Annotated in this window: 23 protein-coding genes; 9 read left to right on the forward strand and 14 right to left on the reverse strand. The window is 68.1% G+C overall.

Going from position 1 to position 19,036, the window contains the following annotated elements; genetic code table 11:
• Positions 1–10: 10 nt before the first annotated feature.
• Positions 11–658 carry a trimeric intracellular cation channel family protein gene (locus tag PBN85_RS12465; protein WP_271299210.1) on the reverse strand — a complete coding sequence of 216 codons (648 nt, stop codon included), beginning with the start codon at positions 656–658 and terminating at the stop codon, positions 11–13.
• Positions 659–702: 44 nt separating this feature from the next.
• Entirely contained in the window at positions 703–1,266 is a 564-nt protein-coding gene (locus PBN85_RS12470) for a hypothetical protein (protein ID WP_271299211.1), read from the reverse strand.
• Between the two features lie 196 nt (positions 1,267–1,462).
• On the opposite strand from PBN85_RS12470, the gene ychF reads away from it, so the two are divergent.
• The 3 genes from ychF (at position 1,463) to PBN85_RS12485 (ending at position 4,424) form a co-directional block, all read left to right on the forward strand.
• Positions 1,463–2,563 (forward strand): redox-regulated ATPase YchF, encoded by a 1,101-nt coding sequence (gene ychF, locus PBN85_RS12475; RefSeq protein ID WP_037532956.1) that lies wholly within the window; start codon positions 1,463–1,465, stop codon positions 2,561–2,563.
• A gap of 87 nt (positions 2,564–2,650) precedes the next feature.
• On the forward strand, positions 2,651–3,973 hold the full coding sequence (locus PBN85_RS12480; protein ID WP_271299212.1) for an alkaline phosphatase family protein: 1,323 nt from the start codon (positions 2,651–2,653) through the stop codon (positions 3,971–3,973).
• Positions 3,974–3,977: 4 nt separating this feature from the next.
• Complete coding sequence (locus PBN85_RS12485) at positions 3,978–4,424, forward strand: MaoC family dehydratase (RefSeq protein ID WP_037533277.1); 447 nt, start codon at positions 3,978–3,980, stop codon at positions 4,422–4,424.
• A 47-nt stretch (positions 4,425–4,471) separates the two neighbouring features.
• Here the strand turns inward: PBN85_RS12485 and PBN85_RS12490 are convergent, their stop codons facing one another.
• From PBN85_RS12490 to petA, 5 genes are all read right to left on the reverse strand, one after another.
• The gene (locus tag PBN85_RS12490; protein WP_443026745.1) at positions 4,472–5,185 is read right to left on the reverse strand and encodes a hypothetical protein; all 714 of its coding nucleotides are present in this window, start codon (positions 5,183–5,185) and stop codon (positions 4,472–4,474) included.
• A 34-nt stretch (positions 5,186–5,219) separates the two neighbouring features.
• Positions 5,220–5,750: an adenine phosphoribosyltransferase gene (locus PBN85_RS12495; RefSeq protein WP_271299213.1), complete on the reverse strand. Its 531-nt coding sequence runs from the start codon at positions 5,748–5,750 to the stop codon at positions 5,220–5,222.
• Between the two features lie 86 nt (positions 5,751–5,836).
• Positions 5,837–6,679: a cytochrome c1 gene (locus PBN85_RS12500; protein ID WP_271299214.1), complete on the reverse strand. Its 843-nt coding sequence runs from the start codon at positions 6,677–6,679 to the stop codon at positions 5,837–5,839.
• A gap of 26 nt (positions 6,680–6,705) precedes the next feature.
• Positions 6,706–8,004 (reverse strand): cytochrome b, encoded by a 1,299-nt coding sequence (locus PBN85_RS12505; protein ID WP_037532949.1) that lies wholly within the window; start codon positions 8,002–8,004, stop codon positions 6,706–6,708.
• A gap of 14 nt (positions 8,005–8,018) precedes the next feature.
• Complete coding sequence (gene petA, locus PBN85_RS12510) at positions 8,019–8,585, reverse strand: ubiquinol-cytochrome c reductase iron-sulfur subunit (RefSeq protein WP_081792972.1); 567 nt, start codon at positions 8,583–8,585, stop codon at positions 8,019–8,021.
• A gap of 177 nt (positions 8,586–8,762) precedes the next feature.
• Here petA and PBN85_RS12515 point away from each other — a divergent pair, with 177 nt between their 5' ends.
• Positions 8,763–9,230, forward strand: a complete 468-nt coding sequence (locus PBN85_RS12515; protein ID WP_037532946.1) for a tRNA (cytidine(34)-2'-O)-methyltransferase — start codon at positions 8,763–8,765, stop codon at positions 9,228–9,230.
• A gap of 141 nt (positions 9,231–9,371) precedes the next feature.
• Here the strand turns inward: PBN85_RS12515 and PBN85_RS12520 are convergent, their stop codons facing one another.
• Positions 9,372–10,097: an AcvB/VirJ family lysyl-phosphatidylglycerol hydrolase gene (locus PBN85_RS12520; RefSeq protein WP_271299215.1), complete on the reverse strand. Its 726-nt coding sequence runs from the start codon at positions 10,095–10,097 to the stop codon at positions 9,372–9,374.
• A gap of 74 nt (positions 10,098–10,171) precedes the next feature.
• On the opposite strand from PBN85_RS12520, the gene hemF reads away from it, so the two are divergent.
• Both hemF and PBN85_RS12530 read left to right on the forward strand, forming a co-directional pair.
• On the forward strand, positions 10,172–11,014 hold the full coding sequence (gene hemF / locus PBN85_RS12525) for an oxygen-dependent coproporphyrinogen oxidase (protein ID WP_271299216.1): 843 nt from the start codon (positions 10,172–10,174) through the stop codon (positions 11,012–11,014).
• Complete coding sequence (locus tag PBN85_RS12530; protein ID WP_037532944.1) at positions 11,005–11,589, forward strand: GNAT family N-acetyltransferase; 585 nt, start codon at positions 11,005–11,007, stop codon at positions 11,587–11,589. The genes hemF and PBN85_RS12530 overlap by 10 nt, the downstream gene beginning before the upstream one ends.
• 9 nt (positions 11,590–11,598) lie before the next feature.
• Here PBN85_RS12530 and PBN85_RS12535 read toward each other — a convergent pair whose 3' ends face one another.
• Both PBN85_RS12535 and PBN85_RS12540 read right to left on the reverse strand, forming a co-directional pair.
• On the reverse strand, positions 11,599–12,354 hold the full coding sequence (locus tag PBN85_RS12535; protein WP_271299217.1) for a hypothetical protein: 756 nt from the start codon (positions 12,352–12,354) through the stop codon (positions 11,599–11,601).
• Positions 12,351–13,196, reverse strand: a complete 846-nt coding sequence (locus PBN85_RS12540) for a glycerophosphoryl diester phosphodiesterase membrane domain-containing protein (protein ID WP_037532940.1) — start codon at positions 13,194–13,196, stop codon at positions 12,351–12,353. The genes PBN85_RS12535 and PBN85_RS12540 overlap by 4 nt, the downstream gene beginning before the upstream one ends.
• A 112-nt stretch (positions 13,197–13,308) precedes the next feature.
• On the opposite strand from PBN85_RS12540, the gene lipB reads away from it, so the two are divergent.
• The 3 genes from lipB to PBN85_RS12555 all read left to right on the forward strand — a co-directional run bounded on the left by lipB (position 13,309) and on the right by PBN85_RS12555 (position 15,259).
• Entirely contained in the window at positions 13,309–13,986 is a 678-nt protein-coding gene (lipB, locus tag PBN85_RS12545) for a lipoyl(octanoyl) transferase LipB (RefSeq protein ID WP_037532938.1), read from the forward strand.
• An 88-nt stretch (positions 13,987–14,074) separates the two neighbouring features.
• Positions 14,075–14,338, forward strand: coding sequence for a hypothetical protein (locus tag PBN85_RS12550; protein ID WP_037532936.1), 264 nt, complete (start codon positions 14,075–14,077; stop codon positions 14,336–14,338).
• A gap of 186 nt (positions 14,339–14,524) precedes the next feature.
• Positions 14,525–15,259, forward strand: a complete 735-nt coding sequence (locus PBN85_RS12555) for a hypothetical protein (protein ID WP_271299218.1) — start codon at positions 14,525–14,527, stop codon at positions 15,257–15,259.
• 351 nt (positions 15,260–15,610) lie between these two features.
• Here PBN85_RS12555 and queE read toward each other — a convergent pair whose 3' ends face one another.
• The 4 genes from queE to argF form a co-directional block, all read right to left on the reverse strand.
• Positions 15,611–16,243 (reverse strand): 7-carboxy-7-deazaguanine synthase, encoded by a 633-nt coding sequence (queE, locus tag PBN85_RS12560; RefSeq protein WP_271299219.1) that lies wholly within the window; start codon positions 16,241–16,243, stop codon positions 15,611–15,613.
• 4 nt (positions 16,244–16,247) lie between these two features.
• On the reverse strand, positions 16,248–16,937 hold the full coding sequence (queC, locus tag PBN85_RS12565) for a 7-cyano-7-deazaguanine synthase QueC (RefSeq protein ID WP_152542170.1): 690 nt from the start codon (positions 16,935–16,937) through the stop codon (positions 16,248–16,250).
• A gap of 178 nt (positions 16,938–17,115) precedes the next feature.
• Positions 17,116–18,024: an Hsp33 family molecular chaperone HslO gene (gene hslO / locus PBN85_RS12570; RefSeq protein ID WP_037532923.1), complete on the reverse strand. Its 909-nt coding sequence runs from the start codon at positions 18,022–18,024 to the stop codon at positions 17,116–17,118.
• Positions 18,025–18,092: 68 nt separating this feature from the next.
• On the reverse strand, positions 18,093–19,010 hold the full coding sequence (argF, locus tag PBN85_RS12575) for an ornithine carbamoyltransferase (protein ID WP_271299220.1): 918 nt from the start codon (positions 19,008–19,010) through the stop codon (positions 18,093–18,095).
• Between the last annotated feature and the right edge of the window lie 26 nt (positions 19,011–19,036).

Below are 19,036 nucleotides of genomic sequence, written 5' to 3' on the forward strand. Positions count from 1 at the left end.
GGTACCGTGCTCAAGCGGCGGTGTCGCGGCCGGGATAGGCGGGCAGCGCAAGCCGGAAGCGGATCGCCACCGCGCGGAGCGTGAAGCCCGCCGCCGCCGCGATCACCGCCGCGGGCGCCGGCGCCACCCCGATCAGCCCGAGAGCGACGTACAGCGATGCGGCAAGGGCAGCGGCGGTGACGTAGAGTTCGGGCCGCATCAGGATCGACGGCTCGCCGGCCAGCACGTCGCGGATGATGCCGCCGACGCAGGCGGTCATCACCCCCATCAGCGCCGCGGGCACCGGCGGCACGCCATAGCCGACCGCCTTGGCCGCGCCATAGACCGCATAAGCGGCCAGCCCGACCGCATCGAACCAGGCGAGCGCGCCGTCCCGCCACCAGTGTTCCGGCGTCACCCACACCACCGCTGCCATCAGCAGGCAGACGGTCGCGGCGCGCGGATCGTGCACCCAGAACACCGGCGCGTCGATCAGCAGGTCGCGCACGGTGCCGCCGCCGACCCCGGTGATCAGCGCGAAAAAGGCGAGCGTCACCGCGGTCTGCCCGCGCTTGGCGGCGGCGAGCGCGCCGGAGACGGCGAACACCGCCAGCCCCGCGACGTCGAACCATGGCGCGAAGGCGGGCAGCAAAAGGTCAGGATTGGGCAAGGGCAGCATGGTGTCCGCCTAATACAGGACGGTCGCCGCCGAAAGCACCGCGCTCAGAAGCGGCGACCGATGACGAGCTGGACGACCGGATTGACCGGGTCACCGCCGTCGCGCTCACCGCGCAGCCGCCGCGTCGAATCGGTGGCGGTATTATAGGCGCGGCCGAGCATCGCCCCGGCCTCGACGCCGACGTGCAGATGGTCGCTGACCTCGTCGCTATAGCCCATCGTCAGCGCCGGCGTACGGCGCAGCGCGACTCGGCCGCCGGGGATATTGCTCTGCCGCGGCGCGCCGACCGGCCCGCGATTGCCCTGCTCGGCCAGTCGCGTGTCATAGATGCGCGTCCCCGCCGACATATGGAAACCGCTCGTATCCGAAGGATAGAGGTCAATCATCGATCCGCCGACGCGCTCGCGCATCTTCTCGCGCGGGCCGGCGGCGGTGGCAACGGTGGTGACGCGCAGCCGCAACCGGCTGCTGAGCCGCGTATCGCGTTCCACGCCGCTGCCGAGCGCAAGCGGGTGCAGCGGCGCGGTCTGCGCGGATGTCTGCTGCCCGATGCCCTGCGCCGCCGCGGGGAGCATCGCCCCCAGCGCCACTGCCGCGATCACCCCCATGATCCGCACCTTCGCTCCCCCTACCGCCGCTCGGGCGGTCTGTCCTCCACGGCATGCTATCAGTTATTCACACCAGGTACAGGTTCAATTCGGTCCCTTGCCGGGAGCGGCAACGCGCTGCCGCGGCGGCGTCTGGTCAAATCCGATCCCGGACGGTAAGGCGCGCGCTTTCCCCACCATCAGAATAGAGCGCATCATGGGTTTCCGCTGCGGCATCGTCGGCCTGCCCAACGTCGGCAAGTCCACCCTCTTCAATGCTTTGACCGAGACGGCGGCGGCGCAGGCGGCCAATTATCCGTTCTGCACGATCGAACCCAACGTCGGCAACGTCGCGGTGCCCGATCCGCGCCTCGACCAGCTGGCCGCGATCGCCGGATCGGCCAAGATCATCGAGACGCAGCTCGCCTTCGTCGACATCGCCGGGCTGGTGCGCGGCGCGTCCAAGGGCGAAGGGCTCGGCAACCAGTTCCTCGGCAACATCCGCGAAGTCGATGCGATCGTCCACGTGCTGCGCTGCTTCACCGACGGCGACGTCACCCACGTCGAGGGCAAGGTCGACCCGATCGCCGATGCCGAGACGGTCGAGACCGAGCTGATGCTCTCCGACCTCGAAAGCCTCGAAAAGCGCGTCCCCAACCTCGTCAAGAAGGGGCAGCAGGGCGACAAGGAGGCCAAGATCGGCGCGGCGGTGCTCGGCCAAGCGCTCGAGCTGCTGCGCGACGGCAAGCCGGCGCGGCTCACCCAGCCCAAGGACGCCGAGGAAGCGCGCGTCTTCGCCCAGGCGCAGCTGATCACCGCCAAGCCGGTGCTCTATGTCTGCAACGTCGACGAGGCCGATGCCGCCAACGGCAATGCCCTGTCCGCCAAGGTGTTCGACAAGGCCAAGGCGGAAGGGGCAGAGGCGGTCGTGGTCTCCGCAGCGATCGAGGCGGAGATCGCGACGATGCCGGTCGAGGATCGCGCCGAATTCCTTGCCGAGCTGGGTCTGCAGGAGACCGGCCTCGCCCGCGTCATCACCGCCGGTTACAAGCTGCTCGACCTACTCACCTTCTTTACCGTCGGCCCGAAGGAAGCGCGGGCGTGGACGGTGCATGCCGGCGCCAAGGCGCCGCAGGCGGCGGGGGAGATCCATACCGATTTCGAACGCGGCTTCATCCGCGCCGAGACGATCGCCTTCGCCGATTACATCGCCTGCAAGGGCGAAGCCGGTGCGCGCGATACCGGCAAGCTGCGCCAGGAAGGCAAGGACTATGTCGTCCACGACGGCGACGTGATGCTGTTCCGCTTCAACGTCTGATGCTTGCGCGGGGTGCGCGCCGACTTGTGGCAGCACCCCTGCCCCGCGTAGAGGAGCGGCGCCCTCCACGTTCGGGATGATCCGCCTGTGAGACTGATTCCCACCGCGCTTGCCTTCGCCCTGTCGGCGCTCGCCGGCTGCGCCCTTCCCTATACGCCGCCGGCGCTGTCGCCGGTGACGCGGCCGGAACCGGCCGGCGCGACGGCCAGCCTGCCGCCGGCGCCGCTGCCGCGGATGCAGACCGCGCCGGTCACCATCCTCGTCTCGATCGACGGCTTCCGCCCCGACTATCTAACCCGCGGCGTCACGCCCAATCTGTCGGCGCTGGCGGCGAACGGGGTGAGCGCGGCGATGCAGCCCTCCTTCCCCTCGGTCACCTTCCCCAATCACTGGACGTTGGTGACGGGCGAGGTGCCCGATCATCACGGCATCGTCGGCAACCGGATGGAGGACCCCACCCGCCCCGGCGAGACCTTCACGATGGCGAGCGACGATCCCTTCTGGTGGAACGCCGCCGAGCCGATCTGGGTGACCGCCGAAAAGGCCGGCATCCGCACCGCGACGATGTTCTGGCCCGGCGCCAACGTCGGCTGGGGCGGGACGCTGCTGCCCAACAGCCACGGCACCGTCGCCAACGCGACGCGGCCCGAGGATTGGCAGCAGTTCAACCAGGCGGTGAGCGGCGCGCAGCGCGTCGATGCGGTGATCGACTGGATGCGCCGACCCGCGACGATGCGCCCGCGCTTCGTCACGCTCTATTTCGATACGGTCGACAGCGCCGGCCATGCCAATGGCCCGCAGGCGGCGGCGACGACGCAGGCGGTCGCCGCGGTCGACGTCCAGATCGGCCGGCTGGTCGAGGGGCTGCGCGCCTTGCAACAGCCCGCCAATCTGGTGATCGTCGCCGATCACGGCATGGCGGCGACGGACAGCAGCCGGACGATCGCGCTCGATACGATCGCCGACTCCGCTGATTACCGCCTGCTGTCGGAAAGCGGCCCCTATGCGACGATCTACCCCGTCGCCGGGCATGAGGCGGCGCTCGAGGCGCGTCTGCTCACACCGCGGCCGCATATGCAATGCTGGCGCAAGGCTGAGGTGCCGGCGCGCTTCCGCTACGGCACCAACCCGCGCATCCCGCCCTATATCTGCCTGGCCGAGCCCGGCTGGCTGATCGTCAAGTCCGCCCCGACCGCCCCCTTCCATGGCGGCGCGCACGGCTATGACAATCGCGCCCCCGACATGGCGGCGCTGTTCATCGCCAACGGTCCCGCTTTTGTCGGCGGCAAGCGGTTGGCGAGTTTCGACAATACCGACGTCAATCCGCTGCTGCGCGATCTGCTCGGACTTCCGGCAGGCAGCGGCCTCGATGGCGACGACGCGCCCTTCCGCGCCGTGCTGCGGCGCTGACCGGATGCGCTATTTTGAGGACATCGCAGTCGGCGAGACCGCGCGCTTCGGCGATTATCCGGTCGAGCGCGACGAGGTGATCGCCTTTGCCGAGCGCTTCGATCCGCAGCCCTTCCATTTGTCCGACGAGGCGGCGGCACAGACGCATTTCGGCCGGCTAGCGGCGAGCGGCTGGCACACCTGCGCGATGACGATGGCGATGCTGGTCGGCCATCTCAAGGCGGACGAGCAGGCAGGGCTCGGTTCGCCGGGGATCGATGCCTTACGCTGGCTGGTGCCGGTCTATCCCGGCGACCGGTTGCGCTGCGAGACCGAAGTGATCGAGGCGCGACGCTCGACGAGCCGGCCCGAGATGGGGATCGTCAAGAGCCGCATGACGGTGTTCAATCAGGACGATGTCGCGGTGATGACCTTCGTGTCCAACGGACTGATCGCGACCCGTCACCCATAGGCTTATGGTGGCGCTGCGCCGGCAACGCCACCGCGCCGCAGCGCGGCTCAGCGCCGTCCGCGCCCGCCGCCGTGGAACCCGCCGCCACGCGGCCCGCCCATGCGCGCGCCGCCTCCGCCGCGATAGCCGCCCCAGGTGCGTGGCTGCCCGGTTCCGGCGGGCGCGACCGCCTGCGGCACAGCCCCCGGCGTAGCGGAGAAATTCTGGCGACCACGCCAGCCGCCACGATCGCCGCGCACCCCGTCCCCGCGCACCCCGGGACCACGGTCGCCGCGGACACCCGGGCCGCGATCGCCACGGAGGCCAGGACCGCGATCGCCGCCGAACCCATTCGGACGACTGCGGTCGAAGCCGTTCCAGTCGTTGCGGAAATTGCGATCGCCTCGCCAGCCGTTGCGGCGCTGCTCCCAATAGCGGCGCTGGCTGTCGTTCCAGCGATACGGCCGGCGATACTGATCGTAGACGTAGATGCCGGTGCCGGGATAATAATAATCGCCGTACCAGCCGAAATAGCTCGGATAGCCGCCATAGCCGTAGCCATAGCCCGGCGCATAACCGTAGCCGCCATAACCGCCGTCATAGTAACCGCCGCCGCCATAGCCGACCGCGACGCCGCTATAACCGTAACCATCGGTACAGGCGGAGGTGGCGAGCCCGGCGCCGAACAACAGGCCCACCAGGGCAAGACGCTTGAGCAACATGATGCTCTCCCAAAAGACGGGCGCGAGCTTCAGGCCGATACGCGCCAACTCGTCGCTCAACGAGGGCGTGTTATCGCAGGTTCCGGCTGAACCGTTAATGACCGGCGAAGCTAAGTAGCGAATCTACCTGTATCTTTTCGGCACGCAGGGCATCGGCGCCGCCCAGCTCGGGCAGGTCGATGACGAACTGCGCCTGACGCAGTTCGGCGCCCGCCTTGCGCAGCAGCCGCACCGCGGCGCGCGCGGTGCCGCCGGTGGCGATCAGATCGTCGACGAGCAGCACGCGCTGTCCGGGCACCAGCGCATCCTCATGCATGACGATCCGGTCCTCGCCATATTCGAGCGCATAATCCTCGGCGATCGTCGCGCCGGGCAGCTTGCCGTCCTTGCGGATCAGCAGCACGCCGGCGTTCAGCGGTGCCGCCAGCGCCGCGGCGAAGATGAAGCCGCGCGCCTCGATCCCGGCGATCAGGTCGACCGGCCCGAGCGTCGCCGCCGCCATCCGCGCGATCGTCTGCGCGAAGCCGCCGGCATCGAGCAGCAGCGTGGTGATGTCGCGGAACTGGATGCCGGGCTTGGGAAAGTCCGGGATGGTGCGGATCAGCGCCTTGAGATCGTCGTTCATCGCCGAGCGATTGCCGCTCCCACCCGGCGGGGTCAATGCGCTTGTCGACGGGACCGGTCGCCCCCTGCCGCACCGGTCCCGCCCGATCAATGTTTCACGTCGCGCCAGACGTTCTGATACGCGCCCCAGGCGAGGAAGCAGAAGATCAGCAGGAAGATGCCGGCGGCGAGCCCGGCGGCGTGACGCGCGTTGAGGTTCGGCTCGGCGGTCCAGGTCAGGAAGGCGGCAACGTCGCGCGCCATCTGGTCCTTGGTCGCCTTGGTACCGTCCGAATAGGTCACCTGCCCGTCCGAGGTCAGCGGCGGCGGCATGGCGATGTTGAGGTTGGCGAAATAGGGATTGTAATGGAGGCCCTGCGGCGTCTTGGCGCCGGGGAATTCCTTGAGAAGCGCCGCCGGCTGCGGGCGATAGCCGGTGATCAGTGCGTGGATGTAATTGGGGCCGTCCTCGCGCGCCTTGGTCATCAGCGACAGGTCGGGCGGCAGCGCGTTGTTGTTGGCGGCGCGGGCGGCGACCTCATTGGCGAAGGGCGACGGGAAATGATCAGACGGCACGTTCTTGCGCGTCGCCGCCTCGCCCGTCTCCGGATTGATCGACGGCTGTTCGATCACCCACTGGTTGGCGATCGCCTTCACCTCGGGATCGGTATAGCCGATCTTGGTCAGGTCGCGGAAGGCGACGTACTTCAGGCTGTGGCAGGCCGAGCAGACCTCCTTGTAGACCTGAAAACCGCGCTGCAGCTGGCGATTGTCGAACTTCCCGAAAAAGCCGTTCGACGGCAGGTGGATATTCTCCGGATGGAGGTGGAAGACGTGTTCGGCGGACTCCGCGGCCGGATCCTGGATCGCGGTCTTGGCGGTGCCGAACAGCGCGATCGCCAGCACGAAGACGAAGGCGGCACCGATCAGCGAGGCAATGATGCGAGGCATGATGTTCTGTTGTCCCCCAGGTCGGTTCAGGCGTGCGCCGCGGTTGCGACCGCTGACTTCGCCGGGCTGGTGCCGCCATGTTTCGCAAGCACGGCTTCGGTGATCGAATTGGGCAGCGGGCGCGGCCGTTCCGAACGGGCGACCCACGGCAGGATGATCAGGAAGTGCGCGAAATAATAGGCCGAGGCGAGCTGGCCGAGGATGACGTTGCGCGCATTCGCCTCCGCCCCGCCGACATAGCCGAGCACGAGCACGTCGAACAGCAGGATGCCGAGGAACATGCGGTATTTCGGCCGGAAGTTGGCCGAGCGCACCGGCGAGCTGTCGAGCCACGGCAGGAAGAACAGCAGCAGGATCGAACCGAACATCGCCAGCACGCCCCACAGCTTCGCCGGCAGGATGAAGTCGGCGGTGAAGCTCTTGAGGATCGCGTAGAACGGCAGGAAATACCATTCGGGGACGATATGCGCCGGCGTCGAGAGCGGGTTCGCCTCGATGTAATTGTCCGGGTGGCCGAGCAGGTTCGGGCTGAAGAAGATCAGCGCCGCGAACACCAGCAGGAACACGCCGAGGCCAACCGCATCCTTGGCGGTGTAATAGGGGTGGAAGGGCACGGTATCCTGCTCGCCCTTGACCTCGACCCCGGTCGGGTTGTTCGAGCCCGGGATGTGCAGCGCCCAGATGTGCAGGATGATGACGCCCGCGGTGACGAACGGCAGCAGGTAATGGAGCGAGAAGAAGCGGTTGAGCGCGGCGTTATCCGGCGCGAAGCCGCCGAGCAGCCAGATGCGGATGGTATCGCCGACGAGCGGTATCGCCGAGAAGAAGCCGGTGATGACCTGCGCCCCCCAGAAGCTCATCTGACCCCAGGGCAGCACATAGCCCATGAAGGCGGTCGCCATCATCAGCAGGAAGATGACGACGCCGAGCAGCCACACCATCTCGCGCGGCGCCTTGTACGAGCCGTAATAGAGGCCGCGACCGATATGGATGTAGACGACGAGCAGGAACATCGACGCGCCGTTGGCGTGCGCATAGCGCAGGAACCAGCCGGCGTTGACGTCGCGCATGATGCTTTCGACCGAACCGAAGGCGACCCCGGCATTGGCGGCATAATGCATCGCCAACACGACGCCGGTGATGATCTGGATCGCCAGCGCGGCGCCGGCGAGCACGCCGAAATTCCAGAAGTAATTGAGGTTGCGCGGCACCGGATAGCCCGCGCCGACGGCATTGTAGACGAGGCGCGGCAGCGGCAGCTTCTCGTCCAGCCAGCGCATCAGCGGCTGCTTCGGTTCGTAATGTTTGGCCCAGGGAAAGCTCATGATCCGGATCTCCCTCAGCCGACCGTGACGGCGGTGTCGGAATTGAACGTATAGTCGGGGACGAAGAGGTTCTTCGGCGCCGGTCCCTGGCGGATGCGCGCCGCGGTGTCATAGGCAGAGCCGTGACACGGGCAGAAATAGCCGCCGAACGGCCCCTTGTTCTCGCCCTCGCCCGCACCGAGCGGCACGCAGCCGAGATGAGTGCACACGCCGAGCGTGATCAGCCAGTTTTCCTTGCCGGGCTTGGTCCGTTCGGCGAGCGTCTGCGGATCGCGCAGGCTGGCGACGTCGACCTTGTTCGCCTCGGCGATCTCGGCGGGGGTGAGATTGCGGACGAACAGCGGCTGTTTGCGGAATTGCGACTTGATCGCCTGTCCCGGCGCGATCTTCGACAGATCGACCTCGGTGGTCGACTGGGCGAGTACGTCGGCCGAGGGGTTCATCTGGTTGATCAGTGGCAGCACGATCGCCAGCGCACCGACTCCGGCGAAGGACACGGCGGCGATATTGATGAAATCGCGACGGCGGGGATCGTGGACTTCCTCGTGGAACGGTTCCGGTGATTCACCGGGTGGTACCATGCTGTCAGTCGCCATTCGTCTCTGCCCTCGTCTCTCTCGTTATTGCGGAGGAACCGGTCATGCCGCGCCACCGAACCCCGCCGTCCCCACGGCGAGCCACAGGACTGATAGACGGCGGGCCGGCGCTTTGCCAACAGCATTTTGACCTCGGTAGGCGCGCCGCTAAGGAAGCTGGCCATGACCCCGCCGCTCCGCATCGCCCTCTATCAGCCCGACATCGCCGGCAACGTCGGCGCGGTGATGCGCACCTGCGCCTGTTTCGGCATCGGCCTCGATTTGATCGAACCGATGGGCTTCCAATGGGATGACAAGCGCGTCGCGCGCGCGGCGATGGACTATATCGATCACGTCGCGATCACCCGCCATGCCGACTGGAGCGCGTTCCTCGCCGCCTTGCGCGGGCGGCTGGTGCTGTCGACGACGCGGGGCGCGACTGCCCTGCCCGCCTTTGCCTTCGCGCCAGGCGACGTGCTGCTGTTCGGGCGCGAGAGCGCCGGCGTCCCCGACGAGGTGCACGCCCGCGCCGACGCGCGCGTCGTCATCCCGATGGCGCCGCCGCTGCGCTCGCTCAACCTATCGGTCTCCGCCGGGATCGTCGCGGCGGAGGCGTTGCGGCAATTGGGCGGGTTCCCCCAAAATGTGTAGAGCGCGATAAAACGCGAAGACGCCAAGAGGATGCGGGCATTGCGGGCCCGTACGGCAGACGCGGCCCGCTCTTGCCCTGCGGGATCCGAAGGGCTGCGCCGGCCTGGACGATGTTCGCGTGTGCGCGCCTTCGCGTGAGCATCATCCGCCGACCGCCCGCACCGCCGCGAGCACATGGGCGAGCAACGCGGCTTCGTCATGGCGGATGTTATGGCCGCCGGGCATGCCGATGACATGCGCGCCGGGCACGCGCAGCAGCGGGCAGAGGCTGTCGTCTTCCTCGACGCCATAGATGCAGGTGAGCGGCGCCCAGGTCAGCGTGTCGGCAGTGGTGACGGCGCGGCTGTCGGGATGGTCGCCATAGGACCAGCCCGTCGGGTCGGCGCGGAAATAGACCGAATCGCCGGGCAGGACGAGGATGATCGCCGCGACCTTCGCGCGCAGGTCGGCGGGAAGGTGCGCCAGCCCGGTCTGGACGATATCGGCGCCATAGGACTGTCCCATCACCACGACGCGCGACGCGCCGGTGCGCGCGAGCGCGGTGCGGATCGTTCCGGCGACGATGCGGTCGACATCGGCGGCGCTGCGGTGCCGGCGGAACAGCACCGGCGTCGCGATGCCGACCACCGGGATATGCGCCGCGGTCAGCCCGTGCGAGGTCGAGGCGCCGAGCAGGAAGCGCAGCCCCATGTCGCCCGAGACGTTGACCACCGCCACCCGCCCCGCCGCGGGCGGTCGTGCGGCATAGACATGGACCGGGTCGACGTCGAAATAGCCCGCCGCCCAGACGAACGCGCAGACGAAGGCGGAACTGACCGCGGTGACGCGCAGCCCGCGCAGCAGCGATCGGCGGGTGACGCGACTCATCACCGCCGCTTGCCAGCCCGGCGCGCGGATGACCAGCGCTCGACTTCCGACGAGGCTCTTGCCACAAGCCCGCCATGCTGACCCTCGACGCCGAACAGACCGCCGCCCGCACCTGGTTCGAATCACTGCGCACGCGCATCTGCACCGAATTCGAGGCGATCGAGCGCGAGGCCGGGTCCGACGCGCGATTCGAATACCTCCCCTGGGACCGCACCGACCCCTCGGGTGCGCCGGGCGGCGGCGGGGTGCGCGGGCTTATGAAGGGCAAGGTGTTCGAGAAGGTCGGCGTCAACGTCTCCACCGTCGGCGGGCTGCTCGACGGCGAGTTCGGCAAGTCGATCCACGGTGCCGGCGACGATCCGCGCTTCTTCGCCACCGGGATCAGCCTCGTCGCGCATATGGCCAATCCGCGCGTGCCCGCCGTGCATATGAACACCCGCTTCCTCGTCACAACCAAACGCTGGTTCGGCGGCGGCGCCGATCTCAACCCGCCGCTGCCGGTCGTCGAGGACACCGCCGATTTCCACGCGACGCTCAAGGCGGCCTGCGATGCCTTCGACCCGGCGTATCACCCCCGCTTCAAGGCGTGGGCGGACGATTATTTCTACATCCCGCATCGCAAGGTGCATCGCGGCGTCGGCGGCATCTTCTACGATCATCTCGAAGGCGACTTCGCGCCGAACTTCGCCTTCACCCGCGCGGTCGGCGAGGCGTTCCTCGACACCTATCCGCGCATCGTCCGGCGGCGGATGAACGATCCGTTCGACGCCGCCGATCTGGCGACGCAGCGGGCGTGGCGCGGGCGCTATGCGGAATTCAACCTCGTCTACGATCGCGGCACGTTGTTCGGGCTCAAGACCGGCGGCAATATCGATGCGATCCTGATGAGCCTGCCGCCGGTCGCGACATGGGATTGATCGCGGTCGCCCCCGACCAGCTGGCGACGATCGTCACCACGCTGGAGATGACGCGGCGGCCGCCGTTGCGCCCGCTGCCCGCCTCTCCGCTGCGGCTGGTGCGCTGGGCCGAGCCGCAGCCAGACCGCTATCGCACGCTGTTCCGCCGTGTCGGGGGCCCGTGGCTATGGTATTCGCGGCTGGCGATGGACGATGCGACGCTTACCGCGATCATCCATGATCCGCAGGTGCAGGTCCATGCGGTCGTCGACCGCGCCGGGATCGAGATCGGCCTGCTCGAGCTCGACTTCCGCCACGCCGGCGCCTGTGAGCTCTCCTATTTCGGGCTGGTGCCCGAGCTTGCCGGCCAGGGCCATGGCCGCTGGCTGATGGCGGAGGCGATCGCGCGCGCCTGGCTGCCCGGCGTGACACGCCTGTGGGTGCATACCTGCACGCTCGATCACCCGTCGGCGCTCAATTTCTATCGCGCGCAGGGGTTCACCGCGGTCAAGCGGACGATCGAGACCTTCGCCGATCCGCGGGCGATCGGCCTGCTGCCGGTCGAGGCCGGCGCGCACGTACCGTATCTGGCCTAGTCGCCGCGCCTAGGACGGAGTTTGGGCGCGGACGATGCGCCGATAGGCCGCCACCGCGAGCAGACCGCCGGCGAGCTGGGTGCAGGTCGCCACTCCCGCGGCACAGGCTTCGGCGAGCGCGACGCCGAGGGGATTACCGCCGCCGTCGCCGCGCAGATAGTGCGACAGCAGCATGAACGGCTGACCGGCGAGGATTGCGACGAGATAGACGGTGACCACCGCGCCGAGCAGCCCCAGCTGGCCGCGGCGGGTACGCCGCCACGACCCGCCGACCGCCTGCATCGCGCCGAGCTGCGGCTCGGCGAACAGCATCGGCCCGGCGAGCATGAAGCGGCTCATCAGCCACAGGCCGGGCAGCAGCAGCACGTACATCCCAGCCCCCGCCGGAATCGACACCACCACCATTGCGAGAATGAAGCGCGGGAACCGCCGCGCCGCGCGTTGCAGCGCCGTGGCGAGAGTCGGCCGCTCCGCATCGAGCAGCAGGCAGAAGATCACCGCCAGCCCGAGATAGGTGATGGCATAGGCGCCGACCGAGCCGAGCCCGTAATCGCCGACCCAGCCGTCGAGCGCGGTCATCCACGCCTGCGCACGCGCCTGCGTGTCGACGATCGTCTCGTCCGGGGTGGGCAGCGGAGCGGTGAGCAGCAGCAGCGCATAGGTCGGCACGAAGAAGAACAGGCCGGCGATGCGCAGCAACAGATCGGCGTCGCGCCGGAAGATCGCCCAGGCATCGCTCAGCAGGGCGGCAAGGGTCAGTCTCATACGTCGGTCCAGGTCCGTGCGGCCTTGTCGCGCAACAGCTGTTCACGGGCGACCAGCGCGACGTAAAGCTGCGCCGAAAAGACGATCGCCATCAAGGTCAGGGCGGTGGACACCCCCTGCGCGATGCTCGCCGACAGGAAGCCGACCGTCGCCGCCGAATCGGCGCCGAGCGCCAGCCGCAGGACAAGCCCGCTGACCGACTGCGCCGCCATCGTCGCGACGAGCAGCACGATCAGGAACAGCAGCACCGCGCCGATCAGTCGCCACGTATGCCGCCGCGTCAGCCGCCAGCTGCGCGCGATCGCGCCCAACCCGAGCCGTTCGTGCAGGACGACCGCATAGAGCGGCAGGAACCGCACCGCGACGAACAGCACCACGATCAGCATGACCACGGTGTACAGCCCGCCCGCCCCCGCCGCGCCCGGCGACGACACCACCGGCGTCGCCCGATCCCCCAGATGGGTCACGTCGATCCCGGCATAGGAGAACAGGAGGGCCGCCGGCAGGAACAGCAACGAGAAAGCGAGCGCCAGTACGAGCGCGACGAGCAGCGCCGGGCCGAACCGCACGCGCGCCAGCCGCCCCGCGGCGGGCCGGTCGAGGGCGGGATCGGAGGCGGCGGCGGTGATGACCAATTGTCCCCACAACGCCGCGACGGTCACCAGGATCTGTATCACCACGGCGATCACGACCTTGGCGGTGCTTGGCGCGGCATAGGCCGTGTAGGCGGCGGCGATCACCTGCGGCACGAACAGCGTCAGCGCCGCGACGCCGGCGAGCATGCCGCCGCGCCCGTCGAGCACCGCGACGCTGCGGTCCCACACATTGCCCATCTTGACCATCGGCACCCCCTTATGACGGCGTTTGCGACCGGTTACCGCAGCCGCGCCGACTTGGCCACTCGCCAACGCGTGGAACTTGCCAGCGCCGGGCGACCGGTTCACAGCGCCGGCGATGGACGATCTCGACGGCATCGAATGGCGCGTGGCGCCGGGGCTCACGCCCTATGACGAAGCCCTCGCCGCGATGCAGGCCCGCAGCGAGGCGGTGCAGGCGGGCGAGGCGCGCGAGCTGATCTGGCTGCTCGAACATCCGCCGATCTACACCGCCGGCACCAGCGCGGTCGCCAGCGATCTGATCGACCCACGCTTCCCGGTGGTGGCGACCGGGCGCGGCGGCAAATATACCTATCACGGTCCCGGCCAGCGGATCGTCTATCTGGTGCTCGACCTCAACCGGCGCGGGCGCGACGTGCGCTGTTTCGTCCATGCGGTCGAGGGCTGGGTGATCGCGGCATTGGGACAGCTCGGCGTCGCCGCGTTCCGCGCAGAGGGACGCGTCGGCATCTGGACGCGGGACGGCGGCAGCGAGGCGAAGATCGGCGCGATCGGCGTGCGCGTCCGCCGGTGGATCACGATGCATGGCCTGGCGGTCAACGTATCGCCCGATCTCAGCCACTTCGGCGGGATCGTCCCGTGCGGCCTGCCCGAATATCCGGTGACCAGCCTCGCCGCGCTCGGCCGCGATGCGGGGCTGGAAACCTTCGACGCAGCCCTTGCGTTGAGCGCTCCGGCATTCCTCAAGTCCCTCTCTTGTCCGACAGAAACGAGCGGGAAAGAAAACGAGGCTTGAGGGCCGGGCATTATGCGATTAATGTCCACTGCGATTTGGGTATTAAAGGGCCAGCAAGCCGTCCAAATCCTATTCTAGGGAGCTTCCAATGCGTGCACTCATCTCCAAGGTCCTGACCGGCTCGCTGATCGCCGGCGCCGCTCTCGCGGTTTCGGCGTGTGGCCCGAAGACCGAGACGACCACCGACAACACGATGGTCACCGACATGAACACCACCGACGACATGGGCACCATGAGCGACAACATGACCGCCGTTGACGGTGCGTCGAACGGTGGCATGATGGCCAACGACACGATGATGTCGAACGACACCATGATGTCGAACGACACCATGACCACGAACGCGATGTAATCTCCCCTTCGGGATATTACGTACGTGAAACGGCCGTCCGGGCAACCGGGCGGCTTTTTCTTTGGCTTCGGCGCCGGAGCGCAGTTCATCGGATTTTATGCTGTCCGCCTTCGATCGGGGATTGGGTCTTCGCCCAAAAGGGTCTAGAATCGCGACACATTACCCCCTCGGTGAGGATGACGAGAGATGACTGTGTTGCGTATCGCGCTGGCGCTTGGCGGCGCCGCGGTCGGTTTGGTGGCGGCTGCGCCCGCCTCGGCCCAATTCTTCTTGCGCTCACACGATTTCCGCGGCGAAACCGTCAAGGGTCATGAGGACGGGCTCGGCCAGGTGCTGCCCGGCGCGACCGAGGCCGAACTGCGCGCCGCCATGGCTTGGAACGTCCGCGCCGGGCTCAACGTCGCCGCCCTGCAATGCCAGTTCGAGCCGACGCTGCTCACCGTGCCCAACTACAATGCGGTGCTCAAGGACCACGAGGCCGAGCTCAAGACCTCGTTCGACACGCTCACCAAATATTTCACGCGGATCAACAAGACGCCCAAGGCCGGCCAGGCCGCGCTCGACCAGTTCGGCACGCGCACCTATTCGGGCTATGCCACGGTCGCCGCGCAATACGGCTTCTGCCAGACGGCGAGCGCGATCGGCCGCGACGCGACCTTCGTGCCGCGCGGCAGCTTCGGCGACTTCGCGATGGATCACGTCCGCGAGCTGCGCAACAGCCTGACCCCCTATGGCGAGCAGCAGTTCACGCGCTACCTGGGCCGCGATTATGCCTCGCAGCCGCGGCTGGATGCGATCTGCTGGAACAAGAAGGGCGAGTGGGTCACCAAGAAGTGCGGCGCGTTCAACTGGCCGCCCGCCGCGCCGGCGACCGCGACCGCCGCTGCCGATGTGTCGGCGACGCAGACGGCGCAGCGGTGATCGACGGGCGCCGCGGGGGTTTCTTCGCGGCGCCGGTTGACTGTCGTGCACCGCCCCGGCGCAGGCTTCGGGGCAGTCACCGAACCTAGACCGGGATCGAGCGCAGCCGGCGATCGAATATTACGTGTGACAGCGGTTTAGCCGGGCCACTGGATTGCCGCCCGTGCGACACCCCTGCGAACGTCCCGCCCTCGCCCATCACGCGCCATCACCCCAAACTGGGTCCGGGGCCCACCGTGCCACGAAATGATCGGCTGAAACTCCTGCGGAACCGTCGATGCCGGAACGGGCCCGGCATGGAGGGTGTTTTGCAGAGGCCTCGCCCCTAAGTGGGCACCAGCCCCGCTCGGCCTAGCGCAGCCCCAGAAGCTTGTGCGTCTGGAGCGACAGCCGCCACTGCGGCCGCGCCATCACCACGGCGATCGCCGCTTCGATATTCGCCGCCCCGCGCGCATCGTCCATCGGCTGCAACAGGCGGTGGGTGAAGTCCCAGGCCTCGACCGCGTCGATGTCGCTGCCGGACTGCGGCCAGACCAGCTTGAGCTCGTCGCCCGAGCGCTGCACGACGTGACTGCCCGCCTTGGGGCTGACGCAGACCCAGTCGATCCCGGGATGCACGGCCAGCGTGCCGTTGGTCTCAATCGCGATGCGGAAGCCCGCGGCATGGAGCGCCTCGACCAGCGCATCGTCGACCTGCAACATCGGCTCGCCGCCGGTCAGCACGACGAAACGGTCGCCCTGCCCCGCGCCCCAAAAGCCGATCACCGCCGCGACGAGCGCATCGGCATCGGCGAACTTGCCGCCGCCGAGCCCGTCGACGCCGACGAAATCGGTATCGCAGAAGCGGCAGACCGCGCTCGCCCGGTCCTGCTCGCGTCCGCTCCACAGGTTGCAGCCGGCAAAGCGCACGAACACCGCACGCCGCCCGGCGTTGACGCCCTCGCCCTGCAGGGTGAGGAACATTTCCTTGACCGCATAGGACATCGGATCAGGGCCGGACGGCGTAGACCGTCGGGTCGGCGATACCGGCCTCCTCGAAGCCCTTGGCGCGCAGCCGGCAGCTGTCGCAATCGCCGCAATGCACGCCGCCCGGTGCGGGATCGTAGCACGACCAGCTCAACCCCATGTCGACGCCCAGTCGGGTGCCCTCGCGGACGATATCCGCCTTGGTCATATGCTGGAGCGGCGCGTGGATCTTGAACGGCTCGCCCTCGACCCCCGCCTTGGTGGCGATCTCCGCCAGGCCTTCGAAGGCGGCGATGAATTCGGGGCGGCAATCGGGATAGCCGGAATAATCGAGCGCGTTGACGCCGATGAACAGGTCGCGCGATCCCGCCGCCTCGGCCCAGCCGAGCGCGAGGCTGAGGAAGATCGTGTTGCGCGCCGGCACGTAGGTGACGGGGATGCCCTCGCCGACGCCGTCCTTCGGCACGGCGATATCGTCGGTCAGCGCCGAGCCGCCGAAGGCCGACAGATCGAGCGGCAGCACGATATGCCGTTCCGCGCCAAGCGTCGCGGCGACACGGCGCGCGGCGGCGAGTTCGACCCGGTGACGCTGGTTATAATCAACCGACAGCGCGAGCAGGCGATAGCCCGCCTCGCGCGCGCTGGCGGCGGAGATCATCGAATCGAGCCCGCCCGAGACGAGCACGACGGCCAGAGGGGCCTCGTTGGACATGGTCATGATCTCCGCGGCGCTAGGCCAAAGCGGAGCAAAAGAAAAGGGCCGCGGATCAGGCGGCCCTTTTGAAGGAGAGGGACGCGACCAGCATCCCCAAGGAGAAAAGCGTACCGGTAGAAACTGGTACACCCGGTCATTAGACCGCCCGCCCTAAAAAGAGATTAACGCCGCGGCGTCAGGCGACCGGGTCCGCCTCGGCGGGCACCGGGAATTTGACCGCGCAGAAGGCGCAATCGACGTGGATCAGGCCATTCTCGTCGGCCATCTCGCGCCGCTCCTCGGGCGAGAATTTGGCGATGACGCTGGCGATATAGTCCCCGTTGCAGCGGCAGCCGCGCGACAGCGGGGTCGCGGCGAGAACGCGCACGTCGGGTTCCTCGTTGAACAATCGCCAGATCAGCGTCTCGAGCGACAGCGACGGATCGGCAAGTTCGTCGGCGCCCATCGTCTGCCCGAGCGCCTCGACATGCTCCCATTCGGGATGATCGAGCCGCGTGTGCAACCGCTCGCGGCCGACCTCGCCCTCGGGCAGATGCTGGAGGAACAGACCGCCGGCGACCGTGCGCCCTTCCCCGTCGCGACCGATGCCGACGCGGACGAGGCTGGGGATCTGCTCCGACTGGACGAAATAGCTTTGCGCCGCCTCGGCCAGCGTCTCGCCGTCGAGCGGGACGATGCCCTGATAGCGTTCGCCGGTGGCGGCGAGATCGAAGGTGATCGCCAGATAGCCCTGACCGAACAGGGCGAACAAGGTCGGCTGTTCCGGCGCGGCCGCGAGCCGATCGGCGTCGTAATCGATATAGCCGCGCACCTCGCCGCCGCGATAGTCGCAGACCATCAACTGCACGACGCCTTGTTCGGTGCGCGTCTGCATCGTCAGCTGCGCGGTCGGGTCCTTGAGCGTCGAGCCGATCAGCGCGACCAAGGTCAGCGCCTCGGCGAGCAAGGCCTCGATCGCCGGCGGATAGGTGTGCGCGGCAAGCACCGCGTCGAGCGCCGGCCCGAGCCGCACGATCCGTCCGCGCGCCGAGCGGGAGGGAATCGCGAAACCGAGCGCGCGATCGATATCATGGGGTTGTTGCATAAGCGGAAAATGGGGGGTCGATGCGGATCGGTCAACCGCGGGCACCGGCCTGCCCCGCCCCCGCCGCGTCAGCCGATCTGGCCGAACACCCAGCGCAGCACCGCCTTCTGGGCATGGAGGCGATTGCCCGCTTCCTGCCAGATCAGCGACTGCGGACCGTCGATCACCGCGTCGACCACCTCCTCGCCGCGATGCGCGGGGAGGCAGTGGAGGAAGCGCGCATCGGGCCTGGCGCGCGCCATCAGCGCTTCGTCGACCTGATAGGGCATCATCGCCGCGAGCTTGGTTTCGGCATGCGCCTGGCCCATCGAAATCCAGGTGTCGGTGACGATCACGTCCGCGCCCTCCACCGCCTCCTGCGGCGAGGCGACGACGCGCGCGCGGCCCTGTCCCAAGGCGACATCCGCCTCGCTCGGCATGAAGCCCTGCGGACAGGCGGCGACGACGTCGAACTGCATCAGCCCCGCCGCCTCGATCAGCGAGGCGAGCACGTTGTTGCCGTCGCCGAGCCACGCCATCTTGAGCCCGGGCAGCGCCTTGCCGTCTTCGAGGATGGTCTGGAGATCGGCCATGATCTGGCACGGATGCGATTGATCGGTGAGGCCGTTGATCACCGGCACGGTCGCATGCCGCGCCATGTCCTCGATCTTGGCATGATCGTCGGTGCGGATCATGATCGCGTCGACATAGCCCGACAAGACGCGTGCCGTATCGGCAATGCTCTCGCCGCGACCGAGCTGCATCGATCCCGCATCCATGACGATCGAGCTGCCGCCGAGCTGGCGGATCGCCATGTCGAAGCTGACGCGGGTCCGGGTCGAATTCTTCTCGAAGATCATCGCCAGCACATGGCCGGCGAGCGGCGCGTCGGCATCGGCCCGCCCCTTGGGGAAGCCGGCGCGTGCCGCCTTGCGGTCGATCGCCTCGGCGAGCATCGCGGCGACGCCGTCGGCCCCGGCGGCGGTGAGGTTGAGGAAATGGCGCATATCGGTCCTTCCGTCCCTCTCCGGCG

The sequence above is a fragment of the Sphingomonas sp. CV7422 genome, from assembly GCF_027945725.1.
Classification (GTDB): Bacteria; Pseudomonadota; Alphaproteobacteria; order Sphingomonadales; family Sphingomonadaceae; genus Sphingomonas; species Sphingomonas kyungheensis.

Coding starts and splice junctions, on each gene's coding strand:
- PBN85_RS12515 (WP_037532946.1), top strand. CDS start 8,763: ATGACCCCGCCGCTCCGCATCGCCCTCTATCAGCCCGACATCGCCGGC.
- hslO (WP_037532923.1), bottom strand. CDS start 18,024: ATGCAACAACCCCATGATATCGATCGCGCGCTCGGTTTCGCGATTCCC.
- PBN85_RS12505 (WP_037532949.1), bottom strand. CDS start 8,004: ATGAGCTTTCCCTGGGCCAAACATTACGAACCGAAGCAGCCGCTGATG.
- hemF (WP_271299216.1), top strand. CDS start 10,172: ATGCTGACCCTCGACGCCGAACAGACCGCCGCCCGCACCTGGTTCGAA.
- ychF (WP_037532956.1), top strand. CDS start 1,463: ATGGGTTTCCGCTGCGGCATCGTCGGCCTGCCCAACGTCGGCAAGTCC.
- PBN85_RS12485 (WP_037533277.1), top strand. CDS start 3,978: ATGCGCTATTTTGAGGACATCGCAGTCGGCGAGACCGCGCGCTTCGGC.
- PBN85_RS12465 (WP_271299210.1), bottom strand. CDS start 658: ATGCTGCCCTTGCCCAATCCTGACCTTTTGCTGCCCGCCTTCGCGCCA.
- lipB (WP_037532938.1), top strand. CDS start 13,309: ATGGACGATCTCGACGGCATCGAATGGCGCGTGGCGCCGGGGCTCACG.
- argF (WP_271299220.1), bottom strand. CDS start 19,010: ATGCGCCATTTCCTCAACCTCACCGCCGCCGGGGCCGACGGCGTCGCC.
- queC (WP_152542170.1), bottom strand. CDS start 16,937: ATGTCCAACGAGGCCCCTCTGGCCGTCGTGCTCGTCTCGGGCGGGCTC.
- queE (WP_271299219.1), bottom strand. CDS start 16,243: ATGTCCTATGCGGTCAAGGAAATGTTCCTCACCCTGCAGGGCGAGGGC.
- PBN85_RS12520 (WP_271299215.1), bottom strand. CDS start 10,097: ATGAGTCGCGTCACCCGCCGATCGCTGCTGCGCGGGCTGCGCGTCACC.
- petA (WP_081792972.1), bottom strand. CDS start 8,585: ATGGTACCACCCGGTGAATCACCGGAACCGTTCCACGAGGAAGTCCAC.
- PBN85_RS12535 (WP_271299217.1), bottom strand. CDS start 12,354: ATGAGACTGACCCTTGCCGCCCTGCTGAGCGATGCCTGGGCGATCTTC.
- PBN85_RS12500 (WP_271299214.1), bottom strand. CDS start 6,679: ATGCCTCGCATCATTGCCTCGCTGATCGGTGCCGCCTTCGTCTTCGTG.
- PBN85_RS12550 (WP_037532936.1), top strand. CDS start 14,075: ATGCGTGCACTCATCTCCAAGGTCCTGACCGGCTCGCTGATCGCCGGC.
- PBN85_RS12470 (WP_271299211.1), bottom strand. CDS start 1,266: ATGGGGGTGATCGCGGCAGTGGCGCTGGGGGCGATGCTCCCCGCGGCG.
- PBN85_RS12540 (WP_037532940.1), bottom strand. CDS start 13,196: ATGGTCAAGATGGGCAATGTGTGGGACCGCAGCGTCGCGGTGCTCGAC.
- PBN85_RS12495 (WP_271299213.1), bottom strand. CDS start 5,750: ATGAACGACGATCTCAAGGCGCTGATCCGCACCATCCCGGACTTTCCC.
- PBN85_RS12555 (WP_271299218.1), top strand. CDS start 14,525: ATGACTGTGTTGCGTATCGCGCTGGCGCTTGGCGGCGCCGCGGTCGGT.
- PBN85_RS12530 (WP_037532944.1), top strand. CDS start 11,005: ATGGGATTGATCGCGGTCGCCCCCGACCAGCTGGCGACGATCGTCACC.